This window comes from Pseudomonas frederiksbergensis (assembly GCF_003732665.1).
GTDB lineage: Bacteria > Pseudomonadota > Gammaproteobacteria > Pseudomonadales > Pseudomonadaceae > Aquipseudomonas > Aquipseudomonas frederiksbergensis_G.
The window spans coordinates 736,096-761,165 of the sequence record NZ_MOBP01000006.1 but is presented as its reverse complement, the minus strand read 5'-3'; the positions used below and the strand labels follow the sequence as shown (position 1 = coordinate 761,165).

General features: G+C 59.7%; 26 protein-coding genes and 1 tRNA gene. 11 read left to right on the top strand and 16 right to left on the bottom strand.

The genetic code is table 11. The features are described 5' to 3' along the window. Positions 1–2 precede the first annotated feature (2 nt). A complete protein-coding gene (locus tag BK665_RS13650; RefSeq protein ID WP_123406246.1) occupies positions 3–953 on the bottom strand; it encodes a glycosyltransferase family 2 protein in 951 nt (316 codons plus the stop codon). Between the two features lie 295 nt (positions 954–1,248). Between BK665_RS13650 and BK665_RS13645 the strand changes: the two genes are divergently transcribed. Then, a complete protein-coding gene (locus tag BK665_RS13645; RefSeq protein WP_054046694.1) occupies positions 1,249–1,440 on the top strand; it encodes a YegP family protein in 192 nt (63 codons plus the stop codon). Positions 1,441–1,673: 233 nt separating this feature from the next. Here the strand turns inward: BK665_RS13645 and BK665_RS13640 are convergent. The 5 genes from BK665_RS13640 to dapA form a co-directional block, all read right to left on the bottom strand. Further along, positions 1,674–1,763, bottom strand: a tRNA-Ser gene (locus BK665_RS13640). An 83-nt stretch (positions 1,764–1,846) separates the two neighbouring features. Continuing rightward, complete coding sequence (gene purC, locus BK665_RS13635; protein WP_008034929.1) at positions 1,847–2,560, bottom strand: phosphoribosylaminoimidazolesuccinocarboxamide synthase; 714 nt, start codon at positions 2,558–2,560, stop codon at positions 1,847–1,849. A 28-nt stretch (positions 2,561–2,588) separates the two neighbouring features. After that, on the bottom strand, positions 2,589–3,347 hold the full coding sequence (locus tag BK665_RS13630; protein ID WP_123406244.1) for an MBL fold metallo-hydrolase: 759 nt from the start codon (positions 3,345–3,347) through the stop codon (positions 2,589–2,591). Positions 3,348–3,351: 4 nt separating this feature from the next. Then, complete coding sequence (gene bamC / locus BK665_RS13625) at positions 3,352–4,467, bottom strand: NlpB/DapX family lipoprotein (protein WP_123406242.1); 1,116 nt, start codon at positions 4,465–4,467, stop codon at positions 3,352–3,354. A gap of 17 nt (positions 4,468–4,484) precedes the next feature. Next, entirely contained in the window at positions 4,485–5,363 is an 879-nt protein-coding gene (gene dapA / locus BK665_RS13620; RefSeq protein WP_123406240.1) for a 4-hydroxy-tetrahydrodipicolinate synthase, read from the bottom strand. A gap of 328 nt (positions 5,364–5,691) precedes the next feature. Here dapA and BK665_RS13610 point away from each other — a divergent pair, with 328 nt between their 5' ends. Together BK665_RS13610 and BK665_RS13605 are read left to right on the top strand one after the other, a co-directional pair. Beyond that, the gene (locus BK665_RS13610) at positions 5,692–6,252 is read left to right on the top strand and encodes a glycine cleavage system transcriptional repressor (RefSeq protein WP_054046705.1); all 561 of its coding nucleotides are present in this window, start codon (positions 5,692–5,694) and stop codon (positions 6,250–6,252) included. Between the two features lie 10 nt (positions 6,253–6,262). After that, positions 6,263–6,736, top strand: coding sequence for a peroxiredoxin (locus BK665_RS13605; RefSeq protein WP_123406236.1), 474 nt, complete (start codon positions 6,263–6,265; stop codon positions 6,734–6,736). A gap of 126 nt (positions 6,737–6,862) precedes the next feature. Here the strand turns inward: BK665_RS13605 and BK665_RS13600 are convergent, their stop codons facing one another. Next, positions 6,863–7,933, bottom strand: a complete 1,071-nt coding sequence (locus BK665_RS13600; RefSeq protein WP_123406234.1) for an AI-2E family transporter — start codon at positions 7,931–7,933, stop codon at positions 6,863–6,865. Positions 7,934–7,964: 31 nt separating this feature from the next. Next, positions 7,965–8,204, bottom strand: coding sequence for a sulfurtransferase TusA family protein (locus BK665_RS13595; protein WP_123406231.1), 240 nt, complete (start codon positions 8,202–8,204; stop codon positions 7,965–7,967). Positions 8,205–8,302: 98 nt separating this feature from the next. On the opposite strand from BK665_RS13595, the gene BK665_RS13590 reads away from it, so the two are divergent. Then, positions 8,303–9,736 carry a M48 family metalloprotease gene (locus BK665_RS13590; RefSeq protein ID WP_123406229.1) on the top strand — a complete coding sequence of 478 codons (1,434 nt, stop codon included), beginning with the start codon at positions 8,303–8,305 and terminating at the stop codon, positions 9,734–9,736. A 76-nt stretch (positions 9,737–9,812) separates the two neighbouring features. On the opposite strand, the gene BK665_RS13585 is transcribed toward BK665_RS13590, so the two are convergent. The 4 genes from BK665_RS13585 to rpoE all read right to left on the bottom strand — a co-directional run bounded on the left by BK665_RS13585 (position 9,813) and on the right by rpoE (position 13,651). After that, positions 9,813–11,237 carry a DegQ family serine endoprotease gene (locus BK665_RS13585; protein WP_123406227.1) on the bottom strand — a complete coding sequence of 475 codons (1,425 nt, stop codon included), beginning with the start codon at positions 11,235–11,237 and terminating at the stop codon, positions 9,813–9,815. Positions 11,238–11,483: 246 nt separating this feature from the next. Continuing rightward, positions 11,484–12,443, bottom strand: a complete 960-nt coding sequence (locus BK665_RS13580; RefSeq protein ID WP_123406225.1) for a MucB/RseB family sigma factor regulatory protein — start codon at positions 12,441–12,443, stop codon at positions 11,484–11,486. Between the two features lie 8 nt (positions 12,444–12,451). Next, entirely contained in the window at positions 12,452–13,039 is a 588-nt protein-coding gene (locus BK665_RS13575; protein ID WP_123406223.1) for a sigma-E factor negative regulatory protein, read from the bottom strand. A gap of 30 nt (positions 13,040–13,069) precedes the next feature. Next, complete coding sequence (gene rpoE, locus BK665_RS13570; protein WP_007944079.1) at positions 13,070–13,651, bottom strand: RNA polymerase sigma factor RpoE/AlgU; 582 nt, start codon at positions 13,649–13,651, stop codon at positions 13,070–13,072. 560 nt (positions 13,652–14,211) lie between these two features. On the opposite strand from rpoE, the gene nadB reads away from it, so the two are divergent. Continuing rightward, positions 14,212–15,828, top strand: coding sequence for an L-aspartate oxidase (nadB, locus tag BK665_RS13565; protein ID WP_123406221.1), 1,617 nt, complete (start codon positions 14,212–14,214; stop codon positions 15,826–15,828). Here the strand turns inward: nadB and BK665_RS13560 are convergent. Together BK665_RS13560 and BK665_RS13555 are read right to left on the bottom strand one after the other, a co-directional pair. Next, on the bottom strand, positions 15,797–16,249 hold the full coding sequence (locus tag BK665_RS13560; RefSeq protein WP_123406219.1) for a protein YgfX: 453 nt from the start codon (positions 16,247–16,249) through the stop codon (positions 15,797–15,799). The genes nadB and BK665_RS13560 overlap by 32 nt on opposite strands. After that, complete coding sequence (locus BK665_RS13555; RefSeq protein WP_007944081.1) at positions 16,233–16,487, bottom strand: FAD assembly factor SdhE; 255 nt, start codon at positions 16,485–16,487, stop codon at positions 16,233–16,235. The genes BK665_RS13560 and BK665_RS13555 overlap by 17 nt, the downstream gene beginning before the upstream one ends. A gap of 148 nt (positions 16,488–16,635) precedes the next feature. Here BK665_RS13555 and ygfZ point away from each other — a divergent pair, with 148 nt between their 5' ends. Both ygfZ and BK665_RS13545 read left to right on the top strand, forming a co-directional pair. Then, complete coding sequence (ygfZ, locus tag BK665_RS13550; protein ID WP_123406217.1) at positions 16,636–17,577, top strand: CAF17-like 4Fe-4S cluster assembly/insertion protein YgfZ; 942 nt, start codon at positions 16,636–16,638, stop codon at positions 17,575–17,577. Between the two features lie 36 nt (positions 17,578–17,613). Continuing rightward, on the top strand, positions 17,614–18,435 hold the full coding sequence (locus BK665_RS13545) for an HDOD domain-containing protein (protein ID WP_123406215.1): 822 nt from the start codon (positions 17,614–17,616) through the stop codon (positions 18,433–18,435). 131 nt (positions 18,436–18,566) lie between these two features. On the opposite strand, the gene tctE is transcribed toward BK665_RS13545, so the two are convergent. Further along, positions 18,567–19,955, bottom strand: a complete 1,389-nt coding sequence (tctE, locus tag BK665_RS13540; RefSeq protein ID WP_123406213.1) for a two-component system sensor histidine kinase TctE — start codon at positions 19,953–19,955, stop codon at positions 18,567–18,569. Continuing rightward, positions 19,948–20,619 carry a two-component system response regulator TctD gene (gene tctD / locus BK665_RS13535; protein WP_123406211.1) on the bottom strand — a complete coding sequence of 224 codons (672 nt, stop codon included), beginning with the start codon at positions 20,617–20,619 and terminating at the stop codon, positions 19,948–19,950. The genes tctE and tctD overlap by 8 nt, the downstream gene beginning before the upstream one ends. A 390-nt stretch (positions 20,620–21,009) precedes the next feature. On the opposite strand from tctD, the gene BK665_RS13530 reads away from it, so the two are divergent. The 4 genes from BK665_RS13530 to BK665_RS13515 are packed head-to-tail and all read left to right on the top strand — an operon-like array spanning position 21,010 to position 25,048. Further along, a complete protein-coding gene (locus tag BK665_RS13530) occupies positions 21,010–21,987 on the top strand; it encodes a Bug family tripartite tricarboxylate transporter substrate binding protein (protein ID WP_123406209.1) in 978 nt (325 codons plus the stop codon). 59 nt (positions 21,988–22,046) lie between these two features. Next, on the top strand, positions 22,047–22,505 hold the full coding sequence (locus BK665_RS13525) for a tripartite tricarboxylate transporter TctB family protein (RefSeq protein WP_123406207.1): 459 nt from the start codon (positions 22,047–22,049) through the stop codon (positions 22,503–22,505). 1 nt (position 22,506) lies between these two features. After that, complete coding sequence (locus BK665_RS13520; protein WP_123406205.1) at positions 22,507–24,021, top strand: tripartite tricarboxylate transporter permease; 1,515 nt, start codon at positions 22,507–22,509, stop codon at positions 24,019–24,021. Then, positions 24,014–25,048 carry an AbrB family protein gene (locus BK665_RS13515; RefSeq protein WP_123406203.1) on the top strand — a complete coding sequence of 345 codons (1,035 nt, stop codon included), beginning with the start codon at positions 24,014–24,016 and terminating at the stop codon, positions 25,046–25,048. Before BK665_RS13520 ends, BK665_RS13515 begins: the two co-directional genes overlap by 8 nt. Positions 25,049–25,070: the final 22 nt, after the last annotated feature.

Genomic DNA, 25,070 nt, shown 5'->3' with positions numbered 1-25,070 from the left:
GTTCAGTCCTTGGCGTTATAGACACGACGCACCAGATAAACCGGTCGACGTTTTGATTCGATGTAGGTGCGGCCCAGGTATTCGCCGAGCACGCCGATGCCGATCAACTGCAGGCCACCGAGAAAGGTCACGGCCACCATCAGCGAGGCGTAGCCCGGCACATCGACCCCGGTAAACAATGTACGCAGCACAATGAAAATGGCGAAGGCAAAAGACACCACGGACACGCACAGCCCCAGGTACGTCCAGACCTTGAGCGGATCGGTACTGAAACTAGTGATGCCCTCCAGCGCAAAATTCCACAGGCGCCAGCCGTTGAACTTGGTCTCCCCCGCCACACGTTCCGGTCGCTCGTAATCGACATGGGTGGTGCGAAACCCGACCCAGGCGAACAGACCTTTCATGAAGCGCCGGGACTCAGGCAACGTCTGCAAGGCATCGACCACGCAGCGGTCCATCAGCCGGAAATCACCGACATCCTTGGGCAGCGGTTGATCAGAGATTTTGTTGTGCAGGCGATAGAACCAGTTGGCCGAGGTTTTCTTGGCCCAGGAGTCGGTCTTGCGACTCACACGATGGCCCAGCACAACCTCATAGCCTTGTCGCCACAGGGCAATCATTTGCAGGATCACTTCCGGCGGATCCTGCAGATCGGCATCGATCGGCACCACCACCTGACCGGAGGCTGTTTGCAAACCGGCCGTCAACGCCGCCTCCTTGCCGAAGTTACGGCTCAGATCGACGATCCGCACACGGGGGTCGCCTTGCTGGCGCTCCAGAAGCAACTCCAGCGTCGCGTCGGTGCTGCCGTCATTGACAAACACCATTTCCAGCTCCACCAGCGCCTGGTCCTTGAAGACGTCAGTAATCCGCGCGATGAACAAATCAATAGCCGCCGCTTCATTGAATACCGGGATGACGAGCGATAGCGTCACATGCCCAGCCAGTTCCATTCCGTGCTGATGAGTCAATGGATTGCTCTTTTTTATAGTGATTTTCAACGATCTTCGGTCACCGGGGTATTTTCCGGCGCCATGAGCTGACCCGTATTAAGCAGGAGCGAGGAAGGTGATGCAAGGGCGAAACTACGGCGGTTTTGGCCATTCTGTCAGGCCTCACCTAGCTGTAGGAAAAGCCTTCAAATCATTGGAAACAAATGCCCAATGGCCAAAAAAACCAGCTCCGCTAGGCTTGCTGACATGCGGCACACAGGTTGTCGCAAATAACGAATCGCATGGAGCGAGCTGAATGTATTTTGAGATTTACAGGCAATCGAAAGGCACCCCGAGTACAGGCAAAGGGCAATGGCGCTGGCGGTTACGGGCGGGGAATCACGAGACGGTTGCGAGTGGAGAGTCGTATGTGAACAAGTCGGATTGTCTGCATGTGATTGAATTGATCAAGGGGGTGCATGGGGAGACTCCAGTCAAGGAGATTTAGAGGTCTATCAGGAACAGTTGCTCGAGGCTTCTCTCCCCTGAACAAGCGCTGAGCTAACGGCGACAAACGAAAAAGCCCCTAAAATTCATTAGCGATTTCAGGGGCTTTTCATCGAATCCGTATGATGGATGCTCAAGAGACACGGACTCCTCACCAGCTTCCGTTTCGGCCCTGAAAAATGGCCCAAACAAAAAAGCCCCGTAGATTTTCATCTACGGGGCTTTTTCTATGTATGGCGGAGAGATAGGGATTCGAACCCTAGGTACCGGTGAAGGTACAACGGATTTCGAATCCGTCCCATTCGGCCACTCTGGCATCTCTCCAACGGCGCGCATCATAACAACACTTTCGCAGGAAGCGAACCCCCTAAGCGAAATTTTTCCGTGCTATCAGATGCTTGCGTCGATTAAAGCGGTACGCCCAGACGATTGGCGACTTCCTCGTAGGCTTCGATGACGTCACCGAGGCCTTGGCGGAAGCGGTCCTTGTCCATTTTCTTGCCGGTGGCCTTGTCCCACAGGCGGCAGCCGTCCGGGCTGAATTCGTCGCCCAGGACGATGGAGCCGTCGGAGAACACGCCGAATTCGAGTTTGAAGTCGACCAGAAGCAGGCCGGCATCGTCGAACAGTTTGCTCAGGACTTCGTTGACCTTGAGCGACAGTTCTTTCATGCGAACCAGTTGCTCGGCGGTGCCCCAACCGAACGCCACGACGTGGGATTCGTTGATGAACGGGTCGCCCTTGGCGTCGTCCTTGAGGAACAGTTCGAAGGTGTAAGGGTTGAGCTTCATGCCCTCTTCGACGCCCAGGCGCTTGACCAGGCTGCCGGCGGCGTAGTTACGCACGACGCACTCGACCGGGATCATGTCGAGCTTCTTCACCAGGCATTCGTTATCGCCCAGCAGTTTGTCGAATTGGGTCGGCACGCCGGCGGCTTCGAGTTTCTGCATGATGAAGGCGTTGAACTTGTTGTTCACCATGCCTTTACGGTCGAGCTGTTCGATGCGCTTGCCGTCGAACGCCGAGGTATCGTTGCGAAACAGCAGGATCAAGCGGTCAGCGTCGTCGGTCTTGAAAACCGATTTGGCTTTGCCGCGGTAGAGTTCTTCACGTTTTTCCATGATGGGCTCCGCTTGCTAAGTAGGTGGGCTAGGCGATGTGTCGCCAGTCGAGCCCTGAATCTTGATCGGCCAGTTGCAGCCAGTCCGGGTCGCACCCGAGGGTGTCGACAAAACATTGCCGGGCCAGCTGCGGCAGGTTGTTCTTGCTGCTCAGATGGGCCAGGACCAGGTGTTGCAGGCCTTGCCAGCCCAACTCGGACACCAGGAATGCCGCCTGGTGGTTGTTCAAATGTCCCAGTTCACCGCCCACCCGCTGCTTCAGAAAGTACGGGTAGTGACCGCGAGCCAGCATGTCACGGCAATGGTTGGACTCGATCATCAGCGCATCGAGGTCCCGATAGCCGTCCAGCACCTTGTTGCAATACGAGCCCAGGTCGGTCAACAGGCCGAAGCGCCGTTCACCGTCATTGAACACGTATTGCGTCGGCTCTTGCGCATCGTGGGCCACGGCAATGACTTCGATGTTCAGGGCGCCGATTTGCAATTGCTCGCCGCCGGCCAGGAAGCCTGCGGGTTCGATCGGTTTGCGCATCCCGCGCAGGGTGCCGCGACTGAGGTAGACAGGCAGATTGTAGCGCCGAGACAGCAAACCCACGCCATGCACGTGGTCGGCATGTTCGTGGGTCACGAGTATCGCGCTCAGTTGCGCCGGGTTTACCCCGAGGCGCAACAGGCGTTTTTCGGTTTCCCGCAGGGAGAAACCACAATCCACCAGCACGTACGTATCAGCGCTGGCTATCAGCGTGCCGTTCCCTTGGCTACCGCTGCCGAGAACGGCAAAACGCATGAGATCAGCCCAGGTTGTCCTGAATCACGCTCAACACTTTGCGCGCCACATCAGCAGGCGCGACGGTGTTGATGTTCTTCTCGACGGTGACCTGAACGTTCTCGCCAACCTTGCTCAGGCGAACCTGATAACGCTCGGCACGGGCCTCAACTTCTTCCTTGTTCGGCTTGCTGCCGAACAGGCTGCTGAAGAAACCAGGCTTCTCGTCTTTCTTCTCGGCTTTTTCCGCCAGGTTGATGTAGTACAGGCCCAGGCTGCGGTTGATGTCTTCAACGCGCCATTCGCCCTGTTCCAGCGCACGACCGACGCTCGACCAGGCGCGATCCAGGTCCGGACCGACGTTCAGGATCGGGTTGCCGCTGCCGTCTTCGCTCAGGCTGACGCGGTTTGGCTTGTCGGAATCCTGGGAAGCCAGCATGGAGACCGAACCGCCCTTCTCGGAAATACGGCTCATGCTAGCGAGCATGTCGTCCACCAGTGCCGCGTCCAGGCCAGTGTTGACCGAACGGTTAGTGAAATCGACGTTGGCGGTGCTGCCGGCAGGACGCTGGGCACTGACCACGTAGATTTCACTGGTGTTGCGCTGCACGCCTGGCTCGATGCGGACCCGCACGCGGGTTTCGCTGTCGGCACTGATACCGGATGCGCTCAGGCGCTTGGCCATGGCGGCGGACAGTTCATCGGAATGCTGCCAGGTGGTAGTGAATTCACCGGTTTGCGGGCGTTGTTCGTCCAGGCGGAAACCGTTGTCCTGGAAGAACTGCACAGCCACTGGCCAGACTTCGGCGGGTGGATGCTGCCCCATGAGCCAGCTCGAATCACCGCTTTTTTGCAAGGTGTAGTCGCTGGCGTCGGCAATCGCCGACAGCGGCTGCGGACGCGGCACGATGTATTCGCCCTTGGCGGTGTCATCGGCCACGTTACGCGGGATCGGCAACAGCGGATCCAGACGCTTGGCGGTGCTGACATTCGGTGGCAGTTGCATCGGTGCTGTCTGTTGCGCTTCCAGGTAATCGCTACCACGGTCACGGAAGTAACCTTCCGGGCCCCAGATCCATCCACAGCCACTGGTGCTGGAGATAATCAAGGCAAGTGCGGAAAGTCCGGCCATTCGCTTCATGCGTTGTACTTCCTCAATTAAACCAGGACGCCGGACTGGCGCATGGCCTGCCGCAGCGGTTCGTGACAGGCAGCGCTGAGCCAGGTGAGCGGCAGACGGATACCGTCCGGCATCAAGCCCATTTCATGCAGTGCCCATTTCACGGGGATAGGGTTGGATTCGATAAACAGGGTCTTGTTGAGCGGCATCAGTTTTTCGTGCAGGGCCCGGGCGGTCACGGCATCGCCCTTGAGCGCGGCGTTGCACAGGTCGGCCATGTCACGGGGGGCGACGTTGGCGGTCACCGAGATGTTGCCTTTGCCACCCAGCAGGATCAGCTCGACCGCAGTCGCGTCGTCGCCGGAGATCACCAGGAAATCTTCGCTCACAGCGTCGATGATCGCCTTGGCGCGGCTCAGGTCGCCGGTGGCTTCCTTGATGCCGATGATGTTTTTCACGGTCGACAGGCGGATCACGGTGTCGGCCAGCATGTCGCACGCGGTGCGGCCAGGCACGTTGTAAAGGATCTGCGGGATATCGACAGCTTCGGCGATGGCCTTGAAGTGCTGATACAAGCCTTCCTGGGTCGGCTTGTTGTAGTACGGCGTGACCAGCAGGCAGGCGTCGGCGCCGGCGCTCTTGGCGTTGGTGGTCAGCTCGATGGCTTCGCGCGTGGAATTTGCACCCGTGCCGGCGATCACCGGGATGCGCCCTGCCACCTGCTTGACCACGTAACGAATCACTTCGATGTGTTCGTTCACGTCTAGCGTGGCCGATTCACCTGTCGTGCCGACCGCCACGATGGCGTGGGTGCCGTTTTGCAGGTGAAAGTCCACCAGTTTGCTCAGGCTGTCCCAGTCGAGACGACCTTGTGCATCCATGGGTGTGACCAGTGCCACCATACTGCCCGCAATCATGCAACCGCTCCTGCCGGAAAAAGAGAGCCGTAATGGTACTGGCGCCAAGATGCTTGTACAAGCGAAGTACTGCGCTGCTGCCATTCCCCTTGGCGCTGCTTTTCGCTACCCTTCAGACTTTGATCGGTACTGATAAGCTCGTACGCCGGGTTCCAGCCTCCATTTTCGGCATCACAAGCCCCGATCCAGCGTTGCCACCCTTCGTTCCCGCCACTCTGGAACACGTTGCAACCTTCGGACCGGGTTTTCTGAATTCGTCTGCGCAGGGTCGCCCCCGGTCGTAAAAGCCCGTAGAAGTATCGACCGCTCATCGCTTTAGGAATGCTGCATGTCCACCCCCACAGTTCGCGAACAATTCCTTGTCATCAGTGCCCTCGGCGCCAACCCCATGGAGCTGACTAACGTCCTGTGCCGCGCCAGCCATGAAAACCGCTGCGCCGTGGTCACTTCTCGCCTGACCCGTCATGGCGAGTGCAGTGCCCTGATCCTCGAGATCTCCGGCAGCTGGGACGCCCTGGCCCGCCTGGAAGGCAGCCTGCCGATCCTCGCCAAGAAGCACGCCTTCACGGTCAACGTGGTGCGTAGCGCAGCGCTGGAAAACCGCCCACAGGCCCTCCCTTACGTCGCCTATGTCAGCTCGGCCTATCGCTCGGACATCATCAACGAGTTGTGCCAGTTCTTCATGGATCACAATGTCGAGCTGGAAAACCTGACCTGCGACACGTATCAGGCACCGCAAACCGGCGGCACCATGCTCAACGCCACGTTCACCGTGACGCTGCCGGCCGGCGTGCAAATCAGCTGGCTGCGCGATCAGTTCCTGGATTTCGCCGACGCGCTGAACCTGGACGCCCTGATCGAACCGTGGCGCCCACAAAACCCAATGTAAGGAAGCTTTCATGGCCGTTGCTATCGACCAACCGGTTACCGACTTCGAAGCACCCGCCACCAGCGGGCAGACCGTCAGCCTGGCGAGCCTCAAAGGCAAGCAAGTGGTGATTTACTTCTATCCGAAGGACAGCACCCCGGGCTGCACGACCCAGGGTCAGGGCTTTCGCGATCAACTGGACGCCTTTAAAGCGGCCAACACCGAAGTCTTCGGCGTGTCCCGCGACAGCCTCAAGTCCCACGAGAACTTCAAGGCCAAGCAGGCATTCACCTTCGAGCTGATCAGCGACAAGGAAGAAGCGCTCTGCCAGTTGTTCGATGTGATCAAGCTGAAAAAGCTCTACGGCAAGGAATACATGGGCGTTGATCGCAGCACGTTCCTGATCGACAAGAACGGTGTGTTGCGTCAGGAATGGCGCGGCGTGAAGGTGCCGGGGCATGTGGATGCGGTTTTGGCTGCGGCTCAGGCCCTCAATAAAGCCTGATTTTGTTGGCGCCTGTTCCGGCGCCTTCGCGAGCAAGCCCGCTCCCACATTAGACGGCGATCTAATGTGGGAGCGGGCTTGCTCGCGAAGAGGCCCTTAGCCCCGCCACATAAATAGCAGAACCAGCTAGAGCAGCGGCGCCACCACCGGCTCCTTGCGCGGCCACGCATCCAGCACAGCCTTGAACAGCGTCGCCAGGGGAATCGCAAAGAACACCCCCCAGAAGCCCCACAACCCGCCAAACAACAACACTGCGCAGATGATCGCCACCGGGTGCAGGTTGACCGCCTCCGAGAACAGCAGCGGCACCAACACGTTGCCGTCCAGGGTCTGGATGATCCCGTAAACCGCCATCAGGTAGATGAACTGATCACTCCAGCCCCACTGGAACAACGCGATCAGCATCACCGGCACGGTCACCACAACGGCGCCGACGTAAGGCACCACCACCGATACGCCCACCAGCAATGCCAGCAGCGCCGCGTAGTTAAGTCCCAGCACGACGAAACCGATGTACGTCACGCCACCGCAGATGAAAATCTCGATGACCTTGCCGCGAATGTAGTTGGCGATCTGCCGGTTCATTTCATGGGCGACGCGGGTGATCAGCGCCCGCTCACGCGGCAGGTAGCCGCGAACCCAATGCCCGATCATTTCCCGGTCTTTCAGGAAGAAGAACACCAGGATCGGCACCAACACCAGGTAGATCATGATGTTGACCAGCAGCGGCAGGCTCGATAACGAGAAGGTCAGCGCCCACTGACCAAACTTGCCGATCTCGCCCCGGGCCACTTCGATGGCTTGCAGCACCTGCTCGTCGGAAACCAGGTGCGGATAGCGCTCAGGCAGCAGCAACAGCAGCGACTGCCACTTGGCGAGCATGCCGGGCAACTCGTTGAACAACGTGATCAACTGATGCCAAAGCAACGGCACCACAACCACGATGAACACCAGCAACACCCCCATGAACAACGCGAAAACCAGCCCCACGGCCACGCCACCGGGCATGCGTAAACGCTCGAGGGTGACGACCAGCCCCTGCATCAGATACGCCAGCACCATCCCGGCCAATACCGGCGCGAGCATGCCGCCCAGCGTGAGCACGGCGGTGAACCCGAGGATCAGCAGCACCGCCAGCACCACGGCTTCTTCATCGGAGAAGTAGCGCTGAATCCAGTCCCGTAACACTTTGAACATCAATAATCCTTAGTAACGAACGCAGCCGGTTTCAGGCTTTTTTCAACCAATAGCGGTAGACACCCGCCTCGTCTTCTTCGAGCAGCAGCGTATGACCGGCCAACCGGGCAAAGGTGCGGAAGTCGCGCTGGGAACCGGCATCCGTGGCGATCACCTTGAGTACCGCACCGCTGGCCATCCGATTGAGCTCCAACTTGGCCTTGAGCAATGGCAACGGACAATTCAGACCGCTGGCGTCCAGCTCAACGTCGTGGGCTACCGCTTCTGTCATTGCATCACTCCGGGTCAGGTGGTTGAGCGGCCTAGAATATCTGGTCCGAAGCCCACTGTCCGGCTACAGTAAGGTCTTTGTCGACTAAGGCTTTGTGCATGACTTTTTTGCGCCCTACCCTGCTGACGCTCGCTTGCCTGCTCGCCTCACCAGGCTTCGCCGACGACCTGCCGTCACTTGGTGATGCCAGTTCTGCCATTGTCTCGCCGCAACAGGAATACCAGTTGGGTCGCGCGTGGCTGGCGATGTTGCGCAGCCAGGTCCAGCAGCTCAATGATCCACAGCTCAAGGATTACGTCGAATCCAGTGTCTACAAATTGGTCGAGACCAGCCAGGTCAATGACCGACGCCTGGAATTCATCCTGATCAACAGTCCGGAGCTGAACGCCTTTGCTGCGCCTGGCGGGATTATCGGGGTCAACGGCGGCTTGTTCCTCAATGCCCAGACCGAGGGCGAATATGCGTCGGTACTGGCCCACGAATTGGCTCACTTGTCGCAACGCCACTTCGCCCGTGGTGTTGAAGCCTCGCAACGCATGCAAGTGCCGATGATGGCCGCCCTGCTTGCAGGGATTGTGATTGCCGCCGCCGGTGCAGGCGATGCCGGGATCGCCACCATTGCCGGCACCCAGGCCGCCGCGATTCAGGAACAGCGACGCTTCTCGCGTCAGAACGAGCAAGAGGCCGACCGGATCGGCATCATTAACCTGGAAAAGGCTGGTTACGATCCGCGCTCGATGCCGAATATGTTCGAACGCTTGATGCGCCAGTACCGCTTCGACGCCAAACCGCCGGAATTCCTGCTGACTCACCCGGTGACCGAATCCCGGATCGCCGACACCCGCAACCGCGCCGAGCAAGCCAAAATCGGCGGTATCGAAGACAGCGTGCGTTATCAACTGATTCGCGCACGGGTGCAGTTGATCTATGAAGAAACTCCCGGCCTGGGCGCCAAACGCTTCCGCGTCCAGCTCGATGAAAACCCGAAAAACGATGTCGCCCGTTATGGCTTGGCTATCGCCCAGATCAAGGGTGGCCAGTTGAATGAAGCCCGGGAGAATCTCAAGCAACTGCTGGCTACGGCGCCGAACGAGATCATCTACAACCTGGCCCAGGTTGATCTGGACATCACCAACAATCGCCTGCCGGACGCCCAATCCCGGGTTGATCGATTGCTCACCCAGTTCCCGGGCAACTACCCGCTGAACCAAGTGCGGGTCGACTTGCTGCTCAAGCAGAACCGCACCGCCGATGCGGAAAAAGCCCTGGAAAACCTGCTCAAATCCCGTCCGGACGATCCGGACGTCTGGTACATGGTGGCGGAGACTCGTGGTCTGTCGGGCAACATCATTGGCTTGCACCAGGCTCGCGCCGAATATTTCGCACTGGTCGGCGACTACCGCCAGGCCATCCAGCAACTGGACTTCGCCAAGCGCAAGGCCGGCAGCAATTTCCCGCTGTCGTCGCGGATCGATGCACGGCAACGGGAGCTGATGGAACAGGAACGCATGATCAAAGACATGATGGGCTGATCTTCAATTTCAACAAAACGCGGACACAAAAAAACCGCCTCTTTCGAGGCGGTTTTTTATTCAGCCAACAACCGGTTTATTCAGCCAGTTTGAAGGTGATGAAGCTGGCGCGCCCCTGACGCAGGACTCGCATCGACACCGAACGGTTCTTCGGCAGCGCCTTGGCGATCTCGGTGAACTCCTTGGTGGAGCCGATCGCCTGGTTGTTCAGGTGCGTAATGACGTCACCAGGCTGCAAGCCGATCAGCGAAGCAGGACCATCCTGAACGTCCTTGATCACCACACCGCCCTTGAGGTCGTAGGTTTTCTTCTGTTCATCGGTCAGCTCGGTGACAGAAACGCCCAAGCGGTTGCTGCTGCCCTCGACACCGGCTTTCGGCACGGCGTCCAGCTCCTTGCCTTCTTCCGGGATCGCGCCGACGGTCAGCTCGACATTCTTGCGCTTGCCCTCGCGGATCACTTCAAGATTGGCCTTGGAGCCTGCCTTGAGCGCGCCGACCAGATGCGGCAGATCTGCGGACATGACGATCGGTTGACCGTTCATGCTCAAGATCACGTCACCGACCTGCAAGCCACCCTTGGCAGCCGGGCCGTCATCCTGGATCTGAGCCACCAGCGCACCGGCCGGTTTCTCCAGGCCGAACGATTCGGCCAGATCCTTGTTCACTTCCTGGATCACCACACCCAACCAGCCACGGCTGACTTTGCCGCCGCTTTTCAGTTGATTGGACACGTCCATCGCCACATCGATAGGGATCGCGAACGACACCCCCATGAAGCCGCCCGAACGGGTGTAGATCTGCGAGTTGATGCCGACCACTTCGCCGTTCAGGTTAAACAGCGGGCCACCGGAGTTACCCGGGTTGATCGGCACGTCGGTCTGGATGAACGGCACATAGTTTTCGTTCGGCAGACTGCGACCGATGGCGCTGACGATGCCTTGGGTCACCGTATGGTCAAAACCAAAGGGCGAACCGATGGCGACAACCCATTGGCCGGCCTTCAGGTCTTGGGATTTGCCGAGTTTCAGAACGGGCAGGTCTTTGCCTTCGATTTTCAGCAGTGCCACGTCGGAACGCGGGTCGGTGCCGATCAACTTGGCTTTCAACTCGCTGCGGTCAGCCAGGCGAACGAGAATTTCGTCGGCATCGGCGATCACGTGGTTGTTGGTCAGGATGTAGCCGTCAGGCGAGATAATGAAACCCGAGCCCAGGGACGTGGCTTCGCGCTGACGATCGCCACGGGGCGAACGCGGTTGCGGCATGCCCCGTTCGAAAAACTCGCGAAGCGCGGGCGGCAAGCCTTCAAGGTCCGGCATCTGTCCCGACACTTTGCGATCAGGCAGCTTTTGCGTGGTACTGATATTCACCACCGCAGGCGAGGCCTGTTCGACCAGTTGCGTAAAGTCAGGCAATTCGGCCGCTTGAACAGGGACCGCCTGACCGAGCACGAGCACGGTGGCAAAAATGGAAAGGTAGGACTTCAAGCGTGGTATCGACATACGGCTCCCGTTACGACGAGCATGGTTAAGCGATATGGAGCAAGGAACACCGGGAACGATACGCCGGTATTTTTGTTCCGGGAACAACAAACAAGGCCAGAGCCGAGAGGCTCTGACCTATAAAAAAATTCGGGGGGATTTGCAAATTGAAATGCTCACCAAACATTTCGACATCTCAATAGTGGGATGGGCATCGCGGACCTCTCGCACAATCAAATCGCCGATCCATGAGCATCACGATTCAGCTCACTGTTTGGCCGTTGTAGCACTATTGCGCATGGACAGCGCAATTCGTTCGGCGGTGCCAATCGGAATTTCACCGACCACGGTCACCATCATCTCGCCCTGGGGGGTGGTCAAGCGCCGGGAAACGGCGACGGTTGGACCCAGTTGAGTACGCGTATCGGTGACTGTTGCGCCGTTCAATGGCTCAAGGAACACCGAGAAACGAGCCAGGCCATCGTCGAACATCAGGCTGCTGACTTGAGTTTTGGTTTCAGGGTCTTTGCGCGAAGAACTGCTGCTAAGTTCGAAACCTGGCGGCAGCCAGTCCGAATGCCACTCATCTGCGGCCTTGAGGGCAGTGGCTTTATCTGCGTTGGACGTGAGCGCCTTGCAATCAGAACCTGCCTGCAAATCGCTGTCAGACGGCACCTCGGTGGTGTCCAACTGAGTGAACTGGAAACGCTCCAGCAATTGCCCTTTGTCATTTAATAGCAATGACTTGAGGGGCAAACCGGTTTCCTTGTCCAAATGCAACTCGAAACCATAACGATGCTGATCGCGCGGCGTCAGTGAAACAATTACCGCCGCACGCCCAGCCACACGCGACTTGCCGATGACGGCAAGGTCGTACCAATTCTTGAGCTTTTGTGGATCGAGTGCACGAGCGGCAGAGTTGGGAGAGTCCCCCAGCCCTGCGATCAGGGTGCCGCTGACGCATTGAGTATGTCCATCAATGCGCACGACTTCCTGCGCCGAGCCGTCGAGCTGGAGTAAACGCTCGCGGACCTTGCCATCCTGGACGCGGTGCCAGATGTTATGGGTAGAAAAACTACCGTTACGCTCGTAAACAAAAGTACCGTGAAAGCTTTGCTGTTGCTCGGCCTGGCCCAGATGTGTCAACCAGTCCTGGGCTTCATCGGCGTGGGCTGGAACAACAAACCAGCCACCGAGCAGAAGCGTAAGTAAAGGTATGGCGCGCATGATCCTCCTTAGCGGTTTTCCAGGCTTGCTGCACGAGCGTAAGGCAGAGCGCTTTCAGTGCCTTTCAGTGCAGCCTGTTGAGCATGTTGGCGCAAGTAGCTTGGCAGACGCTGATCGTGCCAGCCCGGCTGACCTTGCAATACGCCGTTGGCCATAGGGCCAGTGGCTTCCGAACTCTCACTATAGCCTGCCAATACAGCCGGACCCTTGACTTGTGGAACCGCCAGGGTGGACTGAGTGGATTGCTGCGCCAGTTCTACACCAGCAATTTCGTCCTGGTTGTACAGACGAACACCCGCCAATACAGCAACGGTCACCGAAGCAGCGACGGCCAGACGACCCAGGCTGCGCCATGGACCGCGAGATGCCTTGGCCGGGACGGCTTCGTCTTCCAGCGCAGCAGAGACTGCCGCAGCGATGTCCAGACGTGGAAGCAGCAGATCCTTATGCATGACTGCCCGAGCGATCTGGTAACGAGCCCAGGTATCGCGGGTTTCAACATCGTCAAAGGCATTCAGTACCCGACGCAATTCCAGCTCGTCCGCTTCGTTATCCATCACTGCGGACAGCGATTCCTGCAGGGCTTCACGACTCATGGCGTTCCTCTCTTGGCTGTCGCCGCTGTCTCAGTTTTCCTGCAACAACGGCTGCAGGGCTTTATCGATGGCTTCCCGAGCCCGGAAAATCCGGGAGCGTACGGTCCCCACCGGACATTGCATGACTGCCGCAATGTCCTCGTAACTCAGACCATCGAATTCACGTAAAGTTAAGGCCGTACGCAAATCTTCTGGAAGTTGCTGGATGGTTCGATGGACGGTGCCTTCGATCTCATCCCGCAGTAATGCGCGTTCTGGCGACTCGAGATCCTTGAGGCCATGATCGCCGTCGTAGAACTCTGCGTCTTCGGAACTGACATCACTATCCGGCGGCCGACGGCCGCGTGAAACCAGATAGTTTTTCGCCGTGTTAATGGCGATGCGGTAAAGCCACGTGTAAAACGCGCTGTCTCCGCGGAAATTACCAAGTGCACGGTACGCCTTGATAAAGGCTTCCTGTGCCACATCCTGGGCTTCATGGGTGTCGTGCACGAAACGCACGATCAACCCGAGAATTTTGTGCTGGTATTTCAGCACTAGCAGATCGAAAGCTCGCTTGTCGCCGCGTTGTACGCGCTCAACCAGCTGCTGATCCTCTTCCTGGGTTAGCATGAACACTCCTCGATAAGCTCGAAGGAGGCTTGCATAACTAAACGACCAGACTTGCAAACATAGACTCGGGCTTTTCGCAAAAGTTCTCCCCCTCCAAGCAAGTTTCCTGCGGGCTCTCTGATTTGGCACGCACGAAAAGCGCAGCTCGGGACAACCCGGCCACGCGAATAATCTTGTCATCGGATTCGCCGGCGTGGACCAAAACGCAGGTCCCGCGCTGAAGCCGACACTGTCCCTTGATACAGGCAACCCGCTATTGATCTTGGGCCTCTGGCAAAAGTTCCAATTATTTATAGCGGGGTGCTACCGACATTGTGCAACCGTGAAGCGAAAAAGAGTGTTAAATCCACGATACAGTCGTCTTGTCGCCGAACCGGCGAAAAAAACATCCGACGAAGCGTCCAGTCTTTTCTGTCACTGTAGTTTCACAATGCCATGGTGGCCCGGCTATTGTGCCGCTCCCCCCCTCTATATACTAGTGGGCTGTGTGGCTGCCTGACTCGCCGATCCAGGTGTCTTGCGCCAACCCCGACCCGGGTCGCTTTGAGCGGAATCCTGAAATGAGCCAACAGTATCAACACGATGTCCTGGTGATTGGCAGCGGCGCTGCCGGTTTGAGCCTTGCGCTGACCCTGCCCGGTCATCTGCGCATCGCCGTATTGAGCAAAGGCGATCTCGCCAACGGCTCGACGTTCTGGGCCCAGGGCGGCGTCGCGGCCGTCCTCGATGACACCGACACCGTTGAGTCCCACGTCGATGACACCCTCAATGCCGGCGGCGGCCTGTGCCATGAAGACGCCGTGCGCTTTACCGTCGAGCACAGTAAAGAGGCCATCCAGTGGCTGATCGACCAAGGCGTGCCTTTTACCCGCGATGAACAGTCGGGCACCGAAGACGGTGGTTTCGAGTTTCACCTGACCCGCGAAGGCGGCCACAGCCATCGGCGCATCATCCATGCAGCCGATGCCACGGGCGCAGCAATTTTCAGAACCTTGCTCGACCAGGCGAAAAAACGCCCGAACATCGAACTGCTCGAACAACGGGTCGCGGTCGACCTGATCACCGAAAAACGTCTGGGCCTGGACGGCGACCGCTGCCTCGGCGCCTACGTGCTCAACCGGGCCAGCGGTGAAGTCGACACCTACGGCGCACGGTTCGTGATCCTCGCGTCGGGTGGCGCCGCCAAGGTCTACCTCTATACCAGCAACCCCGACGGCGCTTGCGGCGATGGCATTGCCATGGCCTGGCGCTCGGGCTGCCGGGTGGCGAACCTGGAATTCAACCAGTTTCACCCCACCTGCCTGTATCACCCACAGGCCAAGAGCTTCCTGATCACCGAGGCCCTGCGCGGCGAAGGGGCGCACCTGAAGCTGCCGAACGGCGAACGTTTCATGCAGCGCTTCGACCCCCGGGCCGAACTCGCGCCACGGGACATCGTAGCCCGGGCCATCGACCATGAAATGAAGCGTCTAGGGGTCGATTGCGTCTACCTGGACATCAGCCACATGCCCGAAGCGTTCATCAAGACCCACTTCCCGACGGTCTACGAGCGTTGCCTCGAATTTTCCATCGACATCACCAAGCAACCGATCCCGGTGGTACCGGCGGCGCATTACACCTGCGGCGGCGTGATGGTCGATCAGCAGGGCCGCACCGATGTGCCGGGGCTGTACGCCATTGGCGAGACCAGCTTCACCGGCCTGCACGGCGCCAACCGCATGGCCAGCAACTCGCTGCTGGAATGCTTCGTCTATGCGCGTTCGGCGGCGGCGGACATTCTTGAGCAGTTGCCGCAGATTTCGATCCCCATCGCCCTGCCCGTCTGGGATGCGAGCCAGGTGACCGACTCCGACGAAGACGTGATCATCGCGCACAACTGGGATGAGCTGCGGCGCTTCATGTGGGACTACGTCGGCATCGTGCGCACCAACAAGCGTCTGCAACGAGCCCAGCATCGGGTGCGGTTGTTGCTGGACGAAATCGACGAGTTCTACAGCAACTATAAAGTCAGCCGGGATTTGATCGAGTTGCGTAACCTGGCCCAGGTGGCCGAATTGATGATCCGCTCAGCAATGGAACGCAAGGAAAGTCGCGGCCTGCATTACACCCTCGACTACCCGAACCTGCTGCCGGAGGCGCTGGACACTATTCTGGTGCCGCCCACCTACGCCGACTGAATTTCAGCCGAACCCGCAGGCGTCGGTGCAAATCCGCCGCTTGCGCATCCCGGGGCACGCAGATCGTCCTGACCTGCCGCTCGCCCCGCAGCCGAAACCGCAGCACCACAACCAACGGTAGCGCCAGACTGTCCTGCCGCAGTTGCACCGGCTGCCAGCCCCGGGCCTGATTCCACACCTGCCAGCCATCGGCATCGCGGCGAAAACCGCGAAATGCCTGGGCATGCGTCAATAGAATCTGTCGCGGCAACACCCAAGCGCCATGAACCGCGCACAGCACAACGCCGAGCAGGCTGGCCCAGACGGGTATAGATAGAAGAAGCAGCGAACCCAGCGCGAACAGCTGGGCCAAAACGTAAACCGCCAGCAACTGCCGTGAGGCATGCCAGCGGCATTCGAACGCGTTACTTGGGCTGGACACGGTCCAGGATCATGCGAACCATGCGCTGAAGCTCCGGATCTTCCGATTCGGCACGTTCCATGAACCAGCCGAACATGTCCTGATCTTCGCATTCGAGCAGCTTGCGGTAGCAATCGCGGTCGACATCATTGAGGTGCGGGTAGACCTCTTTCACGAATGGCACCAGCAACACGTCAAGCTCAAGCATGCCGCGGCGGCTGTGCCAGTAGAGGCGATTCAGTTCAACATCTTCGACCATGGAGCGCTCCTCAAATAGGCGGCAAGTATACAGCCCAACGCCTGGGCGAACAGTCGGCTTTGGTCGGCCCTTCTGTCCTTTTGTGAACTACCCATTTCAAGGGCGCCCCCTTATGATGTCCCCCAGACTCTTTACCCTGCGATGACCCATGGCCGATTCTGCTTTTTTCTGCACCCTGTCACACGAAGGCGTTCTGGCGGTCCGCGGCGCGGATGCCGGCAAATTCCTGCAGGGCCAATTGACCTGCAACCTCAATTACCTGAGTGACACCCAGGCCAGCCTCGGTGCCCGCTGCACCCAGAAAGGACGGATGCAGTCGAGTTTCCGCATTCTGCTGCAGGGCGACGGCGTGCTCCTGGCCATGGCCAGCGAATTGCTGGAGCCGCAACTGGCGGACCTGAAAAAATACGCGGTGTTCTCCAAATCCAAACTGACCGACGAAAGCGCCGCCTGGGTGCGCTTCGGCCTCGATCATGGCGATGCAGCCCTGAGCAGCCTGGGGCTTGAGCTGCCGGCCGACACCGACAGCGTGGTGCGCAATGACGGCTTGATCGCCATTCGTGTCTCGCCTCAGCGCGCCGAACTGTGGGTCGCCGCCGATCAGGCCGACACCATCAAGGGCAAGCTTTGCGCCCTGCTGCCCGAAGGCGAGCTCAATCAATGGCTGCTGGGCCAGATCCGCGCAGGGATCGGCCAAGTCATGCCGAGCACCCGCGAGCTGTTCATCCCGCAAATGCTCAACCTGCAAGCCGTTGGCGGCGTGAGCTTCAAGAAAGGCTGCTACACCGGCCAGGAAATCGTCGCGCGGATGCAATACTTGGGCAAACTCAAGCGTCGCTTGTATCGCCTGCAACTCGATGGCAATGAATTGCCCGAGCCCGGCACCCAACTGTTCGCGCCGAGCCACAACAGTTCCATCGGCGAAGTGGTGATCGCTGCACGGGGCGAACAAAACATTGAACTCCTGGCCGTGCTGCAAGCCGAAGCAGCAGAGGGTGGCGACATCCACTTGGCGGCGCTCGAAGGCCCTGCCCTGCACTTGCTGGACCTGCCTTACACACTGGATCGCGATAAAGAAATCCAGCGCTGAGAGCAGTATTTTTTTGCAAGACCCTAGAGAACAGAAATGAGTGAGCTGGCGGATAAGGTCCAACAGGATTTGGTTGAGGCCATCGATAACGATGACCTGGTTCTGCCAACATTACCGGAAGTGGCCCTGCAGATTCGCAAGGCTGCTGAAGATCCGGAAATCAGCGTGAGCACCCTGAGTAAAGTCATCGGCCGCGATACCGCGCTGTCGGCGCGCCTGATCAAAGTGGTCAACAGCCCGTTGCTGCGCGCCACCCAGGAAGTCACCGACCTGCACACCGCCATCACCCGGCTCGGCGTGAACTACAGCAGCAACCTGGCCATCGGCCTGGTGATGGAGCAGATTTTCCACGCCAGCTCCGAGGTGGTTGAGCAGAAAATGCGCGAAGTCTGGCGCAAAAGCCTGGAAATCGCCGGGGTCAGCTACGCGTTGTGCCGCAGTTACACCCAACTCAAACCTGATCAAGCCGCGCTCGGTGGGCTGGTGCATCAGATTGGCGTACTGCCGATCCTGACCTACGCCGAAGATCACTACGAATTGCTCTCGGACCCGGTCAGCCTCAACCATGTGATCGACCGCATTCACCCACTGCTGGGCGACAAATTGCTCAGTGTCTGGGAGTTCCCGGAAATGCTGGTGAAGTTGCCGGGGCAGTACCTGGACTTCAAGCGCGAGTCCAAAAAAATCGATTATGTCGATCTGGTGCAGGTCGCCAGCCTGTATTGCCACAAGGGCACCGACCATCCGCTGGCGCGTATTGATGTGTTCAATGTGCCGGCGTTCAAGAAACTGGGAATCGATCCGGAGAACGAGGCGATGTGCCGGGATCTGGAAGAGTCACGGTCGATGTTTTACTGATAAGACCGAGTCGCCCTCATTCGCGAGCAAGCCCGCTCCCACACTGGATCTCCAGTGATCACCGATTTTGTGCATAACAGAGATCAAATGTGGGAGCGGGCTTGCTCGCGAAGGGGCCAGCACAATCACCCTCACTCCCCCGCAATAAAACTCACCCGAACCTTCAACCCCGCCTTCTCCCCGTCATGCAAACTGATCTGCGCCAGATGCGCACGACAAATTTCCCCCACAATCGCCAGACCTAACCCGGACCCCGCAACCTGCTGGTTGCGCCGGTAAAAGCGCTCGAACACTCGATCGCGCTCCTCCAGTGGAATGCCCGGTCCGTCGTCCTCGACCTCCAGCACCGCTGGCGCCGTCACACGCAAAATTACGTTGCCACCCGGCGGCGTGTGGGCCAGGGCGTTATCCACCAGATTGCTCAGCAATTCGTTCAACAGCGTCGGCTCACCCCGCAGCCACACCGGTTCTTCCGCCTCCAGTGCCAGCGCCACGCCCCGTGCGTGGGCCAACGGCGCCATGGCCATGCCCAGTTCCCGGGCCAACTGGCTAAGGTCCAACAATTGCGCGCCGCCCTCGGCAATCGCCCGTGCGCCGTTTTCGACCCGTGCCAGGGACAGCAACTGGTTAGCCAAATGTGTCAGGCGATCCGTACCCTGGGCAGCGGTTTCCAGGGTGCTGCGCCAGGTTTGTGGTTCGCTGGCGCGCAAGCCCAGTTCGAGTCGCGCCTTGAGCGCCGCCAATGGTGTGCGTAACTCATGAGCCGCATCAGCGATGAACTGCGCCTGACGCTCGAACTGCCCGCGCAGGCGTTCGGTAAAGTGATTGAGCGCCCGCACCAGCGGCCACAACTCCCGCTGCACCTCCACCAATGGCAAGGGCCGCAGGTCATCCGACTGTCGCTCTTCCACCGCCGTGCGCAAACGCTCCAGCGGCCGTAACGCGGCACTGACCGCGAACCACACCAGCAACAATGCGCCAATCGCCAACATGCCCAGGCGCAGCAAGGTGTCCGCCGCCAGGCTGCGGGCCATGCTGACCCGGGCCTCGTCGGTTTCGGCGACACGGATTTCCGCCATGCCGTTCATGTTCGGCTCGCTCACCGGTTTGAGCAGGCTCACCACACGAACGTTCTGCCCGCGATAAACAGCGTTGTAGAACCGCGCCAACGCCGGATAGTCATCGGTGCGTGGCGTGCCGGGCGGTGGTGGCGGCAGGTTTTCGTAACCGGAGATCAGGTTCTGGTGAATGTCGTTGACCAGATAAAAAATCCGCCCGGCGCTGTCGTAGGCAAAGGTGTCGAGGGCCACGTACGGCACGTCGGCGCTGAGGGTGCCGTCGCGCTGGGACACCCCTGCGGCAATCGTCCGCGCCGAGGCCAGCAAGGTGCGGTCGTAAGCCGTGTCGGCGGCTTCGCGACCATTCCAGTAAGCGCTCAAACCACTGGCCAGCATCAACACCACCAGCAACGACGCCAGGTTCCACAGCAACCGCCAACGCAGGCTGCTGGGCTTATGCATCGCGGCTTTCCAGCAAATAGCCGAGGCCACGGAAGGTCACGATGGCCACCGGTTGGCCGTCGAGTTTCTTGCGCAAGCGGTGGACGTAGATTTCGATGGCGTCAGGGCTGGCCTCTTCATCCAGGCCGAACACCTGGGACGCCAGTTGCTCCTTGCTCATCACCCGGCCGGGACGGGCGATCAGCGCTTCGAGCACCGCTTGCTCGCGGGAGGTCAGGGTCAGCAATTCTTCGCCGAGGGTGAAGCGCCGGGTGTCGAGGTCATAGGCCAGCACGCCACAGGTCTGCTGGCGTTCGCCGCCCAACACGCTGCGGCGCAGCAAGGCTTTGACCCGGGCTTCGAGTTCGGTCAGTTCGAACGGTTTGGCCAGGTAATCGTCGGCACCGAGGTTCAAGCCATGAACCCGATCCTTGACGTCGCTGCGCGCGGTCAGCATCAACACCGGCAGGTTCTTGCCCCGTGCCCGCAGGCGCGCCAGCACCTCGAAACCATCCATGCGCGGCAGGCCGACGTCGAGGATTGCCATGGCGTACTCCTCGCTGCTCAGCGCCAGGTCGGCCGCCACGCCGTCGTGCAAAACATCCACGGTCAACCCGGTGCTCTTGAGCGCCTGGGCGACACTTTCGGCGAGCTGCAGGTGATCTTCGACGAGCAGGACACGCATGGAGACTTACCTCATTCAGGGATGGTCGACGCCATTCTTTGGCGCGGAGTTTACAGCCGCATCCGCCGCTGTGAAGCCCGAAAACCGTGAAAGTCGGCTGAAAGGTTAGTGAAAGGTTCGACCGTTAGAGTCAGCCACGGATGGCTTCGACTGCAAGCCATCGATCGTGCGTTGAAATGTAGCTCCCGAAAAACGCCCCGATGCGTTTTCGCCAATAAGAACAATAACGAGGTACTGCACCATGCTGTCCATACAGCTCCAGGTTTGCCCGCCCCAGCCCTATTCCCGATCCCTTTCGTTTACGCTTGCCCGCGCTCTTGCCGGCTGCGCGACGCGAAACCGCCGCACCTGAAACATCCCCAAAAACAACAACTCCCTTGGAGACAATAAATGAATCGATCACTGCGCCGTTTCGCCCTCGCCGCCAGTTGCATGCTGTTCGCCGGCCAACTGATGGCCGAGCCCAAGCGCCCGGAATGCATCGCCCCGGCCTCCCCCGGCGGCGGTTTCGACTTGACCTGCAAACTGGCGCAGAGCGCGCTGTTCAACGAAAAATTGCTGACCAAACCGATGCGCGTGACCTACATGCCCGGCGGTGTCGGCGCGGTGGCGTATAACGCGGTGGTCGCCCAGCGCCCGGCGGATGCCGGCACACTCGTAGCCTGGTCCAGCGGCTCGTTGCTGAATCTGGCCCAAGGCAAATTCGGGCGTTTCGATGAAACCAACGTGCGTTGGTTGGCAGCGGTCGGCACCAGCTACGGCGCTATCGCAGTGAAAAGCGATTCGCCCTACAAGACCCTCGACGATCTCGTTCAGGCGTTGAAGAAAGATCCGAGCAAAGTAGTGATCGGCTCCGGCGGCACCGTCGGCAGCCAGGACTGGATGCAAACCGCGCTGATCGCCAAGGCAGCGGGGATCAACCCCCGGGACCTGCGTTATGTCGCCCTCGAAGGCGGCGGTGAAATCGCCACCGCACTGCTCGGCGGCCACATCCAGGTTGGCAGCACGGATATCTCCGACTCCATGCCGCATATCCAGAGCGGTGACATGCGCCTGCTCGCGGTGTTCTCCGAGAAGCGCCTGGACGAGCCGGAAATGAAAGACATCCCGACCGCCAAGGAGCAAGGCTACGACATCGTCTGGCCAGTGGTTCGCGGTTTCTACCTGGGGCCGAAGGTCAGCGACGAAGACTACGCCTGGTGGAAAGACGCCTTCGACAAACTGCTGGCTTCCGACGACTTCGCCAAGCTGCGCGATCAGCGTGAACTGTTCCCGTTCGCCATGACCGGCCCGGAGCTGGACACCTACGTGAAGAAGCAAGTCGCCGACTACAAAGTGCTGGCCAAAGAGTTCGGCCTGATCCAGTGATCGCCCCTGTCTAGCGGCTGCGGCCCCGTTTGCCCGGGGTCGCGGCCCAGGAGTTTCCCATGCTCGTACAACGCATTTTTGCTTCGGTGCTGCTGGCGGTCTGTGTCGGCCTGGCGCTGATGGCGTGGCCGTATCAAGCGGCTTTTTCCTATGAACCTGTAGGCCCACGGGCCTTTCCGCTGTTGATGTTGGGCCTGATGGGCCTCGGTTTGTTGTACATGCTGTTTCGCCCGACGCCGATCGTGCACAGTGAAGACGATCCGAAACTCGACCGCGAAACCCTGAACAAGATCGGCATCTGCATCGTCCTGCTGCTGATCTTCGCCGGGCTGTTCGAACCCTTGGGCTTCATTCTCAGCAGCATCCTGATCGGCATCCCGATGGCGCGCCTGTACGGCGGGCGCTGGCTGCCCGGCATCGTCGTCACCACGCTGATGAGCGTTGGCCTCTACCTGCTGTTCGACAAGTTGATGGACGTGCCGCTGCCACTCGGGCTGCTCGACGTTCTGGAGAACTGATATGGATACGTTTGGCTATTTGGGCCAGGGTTTCGGCGTCGCGCTGAGCCCGTACAACCTGGTGACCGCGCTGTGCGGCACTTTGATCGGCACCGTGGTTGGCCTGTTGCCGGGCCTGGGCCCGATCAACGGTGTGGCGCTGTTGATCCCGATTGCCTTCGCCCTGGGTCTGCCGCCGGAATCGGCGCTGATCCTGCTGGCGGCGGTGTACCTGGGTTGCGAATACGGCGGACGAATCAGTTCGATCCTGCTGAACATTCCGGGCGAAGCGTCCACCGTGATGACCACCCTCGACGGCTACCCTATGGCCCGCAAAGGCCTGGCCGGCGTGGCGCTGTCGCTGTCGGCGTGGAGTTCGTTCATCGGCGCCTTCATCGCCACTTGCGGCATGGTGCTGTTCGCCCCGCTGCTGGCGAAATGGGCGATTGCTTTCGGCCCGGCGGAATACTTCGTGTTGATGGTGTTCGCGATTGTCTGCCTCGGCGGCATGGCCGGTGATCGTCCGCTAAAGACCTTTATCGCAGCGCTGATCGGCCTGTTTCTGTCGAGCGTCGGCATCGATGCCAACAGCGGCGTGTACCGTTTCACCGGGGACAACATCCATTTGACCGACGGCATTCAGTTCGTCGTGTTGGTGCTGGGCCTGTTCTCCATCAGCGAAATTCTCCTGCTGCTGGAGAAAACCCATCGCGGTCAGGAAGCGGTGAAAGCCACCGGGCGCATGATGTTCAACTTCAAGGAAGCGTCGTCGGTGTTCGTGGTGAACATCCGTTGCGGCTTGCTGGGTTTCATCATGGGCGTGTTGCCGGGTGCGGGCGCGACGCTGGCCAGCGCTGTGGCCTACATGACCGAAAAACGCATCGCCGGCGCCAAAGGCACGTTCGGCCAGGGCGACATGCGCGGCCTCGCTGCCCCGGAAACGGCTATCGGTGCTTCGGCCTGTGGCGCCCTGGTGCCGATGCTGACCCTCGGCGTACCCGGTTCGGGCACCACAGCGGTGATGATCGGCGCGCTGTCGCTGTACAACATCACCCCAGGCCCGCTGTTGTTCCAACAGCAACCGGACATCGTCTGGGGCCTGATCGCTTCGTTGTTCATCGCCAACATCATGCTGGTGATCCTCAACATCCCGATGATCCGCATCTTCACCCGCATCCTCGCCGTGCCGAACTGGGCACTGGTGCCGGTGATCGCGATCATTACCGGGATCGGCGTCTACGCCGTACACGCCACCACCTTCGATCTGTTTCTGATGGTCGGCATCGGGATCTTCGGCTACATCCTGCGCAAACTGGATTTCCCATTGTCGCCGGTGCTGCTGGGCTTCATCCTTGGCGGCTTGATGGAGCAGAACCTGCGGCGCGCCCTGTCGATTTCCAACGGTGCGCTGGAAATCCTCTGGTCGAGCCCGATCACCTTTGGCGTATGGATGCTCACGGCCATCATGCTGCTGATGCCGATCCTGCGGATCTGGCGCAAACGTTCGGTTGCGAGGCGCGTCATTGCAGATGTCTGATCGTCCCTTCAAAACCTGGTGGGGAACACCGCTGGTCGGCCTGCTGGGCGGTTACCTCGCCAGCCAGGTCGGCTGGCCGCTGCCGTGGATGGTCGGCTCGTTGCTGGCGATTATTCTGGTGCGCTGCCTCACCCCGTGGCAATTGGCGGAAATCCCTGGCGGGCGCAAGTGCGGCCAGTGGATCGTCGGCATCGGCATCGGCCTGCACTTCACCCCGGTGGTGATGGAACAGGTGCTCAGTCATTTCGGTTTGATTTTCTTCGGCGCGCTGGTCACCAGCCTGTCCAGTGTGGTCGGGGTCTGGTTGATGCGGCGCACCGGGGAGGACCGCGCCACGGCGTTTTTCTCCAGCATGCCGGGTGGTTCGGGGGAGATGGTCAACCTCGGCGCCCGCAATGGCGCGGTGATCAGCCGCGTCGCGGCGGGGCAAAGCCTGCGGGTGCTGGTGGTGGTGCTGTGTGTCCCGGCGGCGTTCAAGTATTTGCTCGGGGACGGCACGCCGATCGGTCATTCCACACTCGTTGATTGGCGTTGGCTGGCGATTCTGTTCCCGGCGGGCGCCCTGCTCGCCTGGATCTGGCAACGTTTGCGCCAGCCCAACCCATGGCTGTTCGGGCCGTTGCTGGTGAGCGCGGCGGTGAGCATTGGTTGGGACTTGCACATCGGCTTGCCCAACGGCGGCAGCCAGATTGGCCAGTGGCTGATCGGCAGCGGGTTGGGGTGTCACTTCAATCGGCAGTTCTTCCGCCGGGCACCGTCGTTTATGGGGCGCACGTTGATCGGCACGGTGTTGACCATGTTGATCGCCACGGCGGCGGCATTGGGGTTGAGTGCGCTGACCCATCTGGATCTGCGTTCACTGACCCTGGGCATGATGCCCGGCGGGATTGCGGAGATGAGTTTGACGGCGGAGACGCTGCAATTGTCGGTGCCGCTGGTGACGGCGATGCAGGTGATGCGGTTGTTGTTCGTGTTGTTTCTGGCGGAGCCGTTGTTCAAGTATTGGGACAAGATGCCCGAGCGGTAACACGCTTTACTTTTTGACCCCA

Excerpts from the sequence above, each read along its gene's own strand:
- BK665_RS13630 (WP_123406244.1), bottom strand. The coding sequence starts at position 3,347 with ATGCGTTTTGCCGTTCTCGGCAGCGGTAGCCAAGGGAACGGCACGCTG.
- purC (WP_008034929.1), bottom strand. The coding sequence starts at position 2,560 with ATGGAAAAACGTGAAGAACTCTACCGCGGCAAAGCCAAATCGGTTTTC.
- tctE (WP_123406213.1), bottom strand. The coding sequence starts at position 19,955 with ATGCATAAGCCCAGCAGCCTGCGTTGGCGGTTGCTGTGGAACCTGGCG.
- nadB (WP_123406221.1), top strand. The coding sequence starts at position 14,212 with ATGAGCCAACAGTATCAACACGATGTCCTGGTGATTGGCAGCGGCGCT.
- rpoE (WP_007944079.1), bottom strand. The coding sequence starts at position 13,651 with ATGCTAACCCAGGAAGAGGATCAGCAGCTGGTTGAGCGCGTACAACGC.
- BK665_RS13585 (WP_123406227.1), bottom strand. The coding sequence starts at position 11,237 with ATGTCGATACCACGCTTGAAGTCCTACCTTTCCATTTTTGCCACCGTG.
- BK665_RS13595 (WP_123406231.1), bottom strand. The coding sequence starts at position 8,204 with ATGACAGAAGCGGTAGCCCACGACGTTGAGCTGGACGCCAGCGGTCTG.
- BK665_RS13545 (WP_123406215.1), top strand. The coding sequence starts at position 17,614 with ATGAGTGAGCTGGCGGATAAGGTCCAACAGGATTTGGTTGAGGCCATC.
- bamC (WP_123406242.1), bottom strand. The coding sequence starts at position 4,467 with ATGAAGCGAATGGCCGGACTTTCCGCACTTGCCTTGATTATCTCCAGC.
- BK665_RS13645 (WP_054046694.1), top strand. The coding sequence starts at position 1,249 with ATGTATTTTGAGATTTACAGGCAATCGAAAGGCACCCCGAGTACAGGC.
- BK665_RS13515 (WP_123406203.1), top strand. The coding sequence starts at position 24,014 with ATGTCTGATCGTCCCTTCAAAACCTGGTGGGGAACACCGCTGGTCGGC.
- BK665_RS13575 (WP_123406223.1), bottom strand. The coding sequence starts at position 13,039 with ATGAGTCGTGAAGCCCTGCAGGAATCGCTGTCCGCAGTGATGGATAAC.
- BK665_RS13555 (WP_007944081.1), bottom strand. The coding sequence starts at position 16,487 with ATGGTCGAAGATGTTGAACTGAATCGCCTCTACTGGCACAGCCGCCGC.
- BK665_RS13600 (WP_123406234.1), bottom strand. The coding sequence starts at position 7,933 with ATGTTCAAAGTGTTACGGGACTGGATTCAGCGCTACTTCTCCGATGAA.
- BK665_RS13590 (WP_123406229.1), top strand. The coding sequence starts at position 8,303 with ATGACTTTTTTGCGCCCTACCCTGCTGACGCTCGCTTGCCTGCTCGCC.
- BK665_RS13580 (WP_123406225.1), bottom strand. The coding sequence starts at position 12,443 with ATGCGCGCCATACCTTTACTTACGCTTCTGCTCGGTGGCTGGTTTGTT.
- BK665_RS13610 (WP_054046705.1), top strand. The coding sequence starts at position 5,692 with ATGTCCACCCCCACAGTTCGCGAACAATTCCTTGTCATCAGTGCCCTC.
- dapA (WP_123406240.1), bottom strand. The coding sequence starts at position 5,363 with ATGATTGCGGGCAGTATGGTGGCACTGGTCACACCCATGGATGCACAA.
- tctD (WP_123406211.1), bottom strand. The coding sequence starts at position 20,619 with ATGCGTGTCCTGCTCGTCGAAGATCACCTGCAGCTCGCCGAAAGTGTC.
- BK665_RS13530 (WP_123406209.1), top strand. The coding sequence starts at position 21,010 with ATGAATCGATCACTGCGCCGTTTCGCCCTCGCCGCCAGTTGCATGCTG.
- BK665_RS13605 (WP_123406236.1), top strand. The coding sequence starts at position 6,263 with ATGGCCGTTGCTATCGACCAACCGGTTACCGACTTCGAAGCACCCGCC.
- BK665_RS13520 (WP_123406205.1), top strand. The coding sequence starts at position 22,507 with ATGGATACGTTTGGCTATTTGGGCCAGGGTTTCGGCGTCGCGCTGAGC.
- BK665_RS13650 (WP_123406246.1), bottom strand. The coding sequence starts at position 953 with ATGGAACTGGCTGGGCATGTGACGCTATCGCTCGTCATCCCGGTATTC.
- ygfZ (WP_123406217.1), top strand. The coding sequence starts at position 16,636 with ATGGCCGATTCTGCTTTTTTCTGCACCCTGTCACACGAAGGCGTTCTG.
- BK665_RS13525 (WP_123406207.1), top strand. The coding sequence starts at position 22,047 with ATGCTCGTACAACGCATTTTTGCTTCGGTGCTGCTGGCGGTCTGTGTC.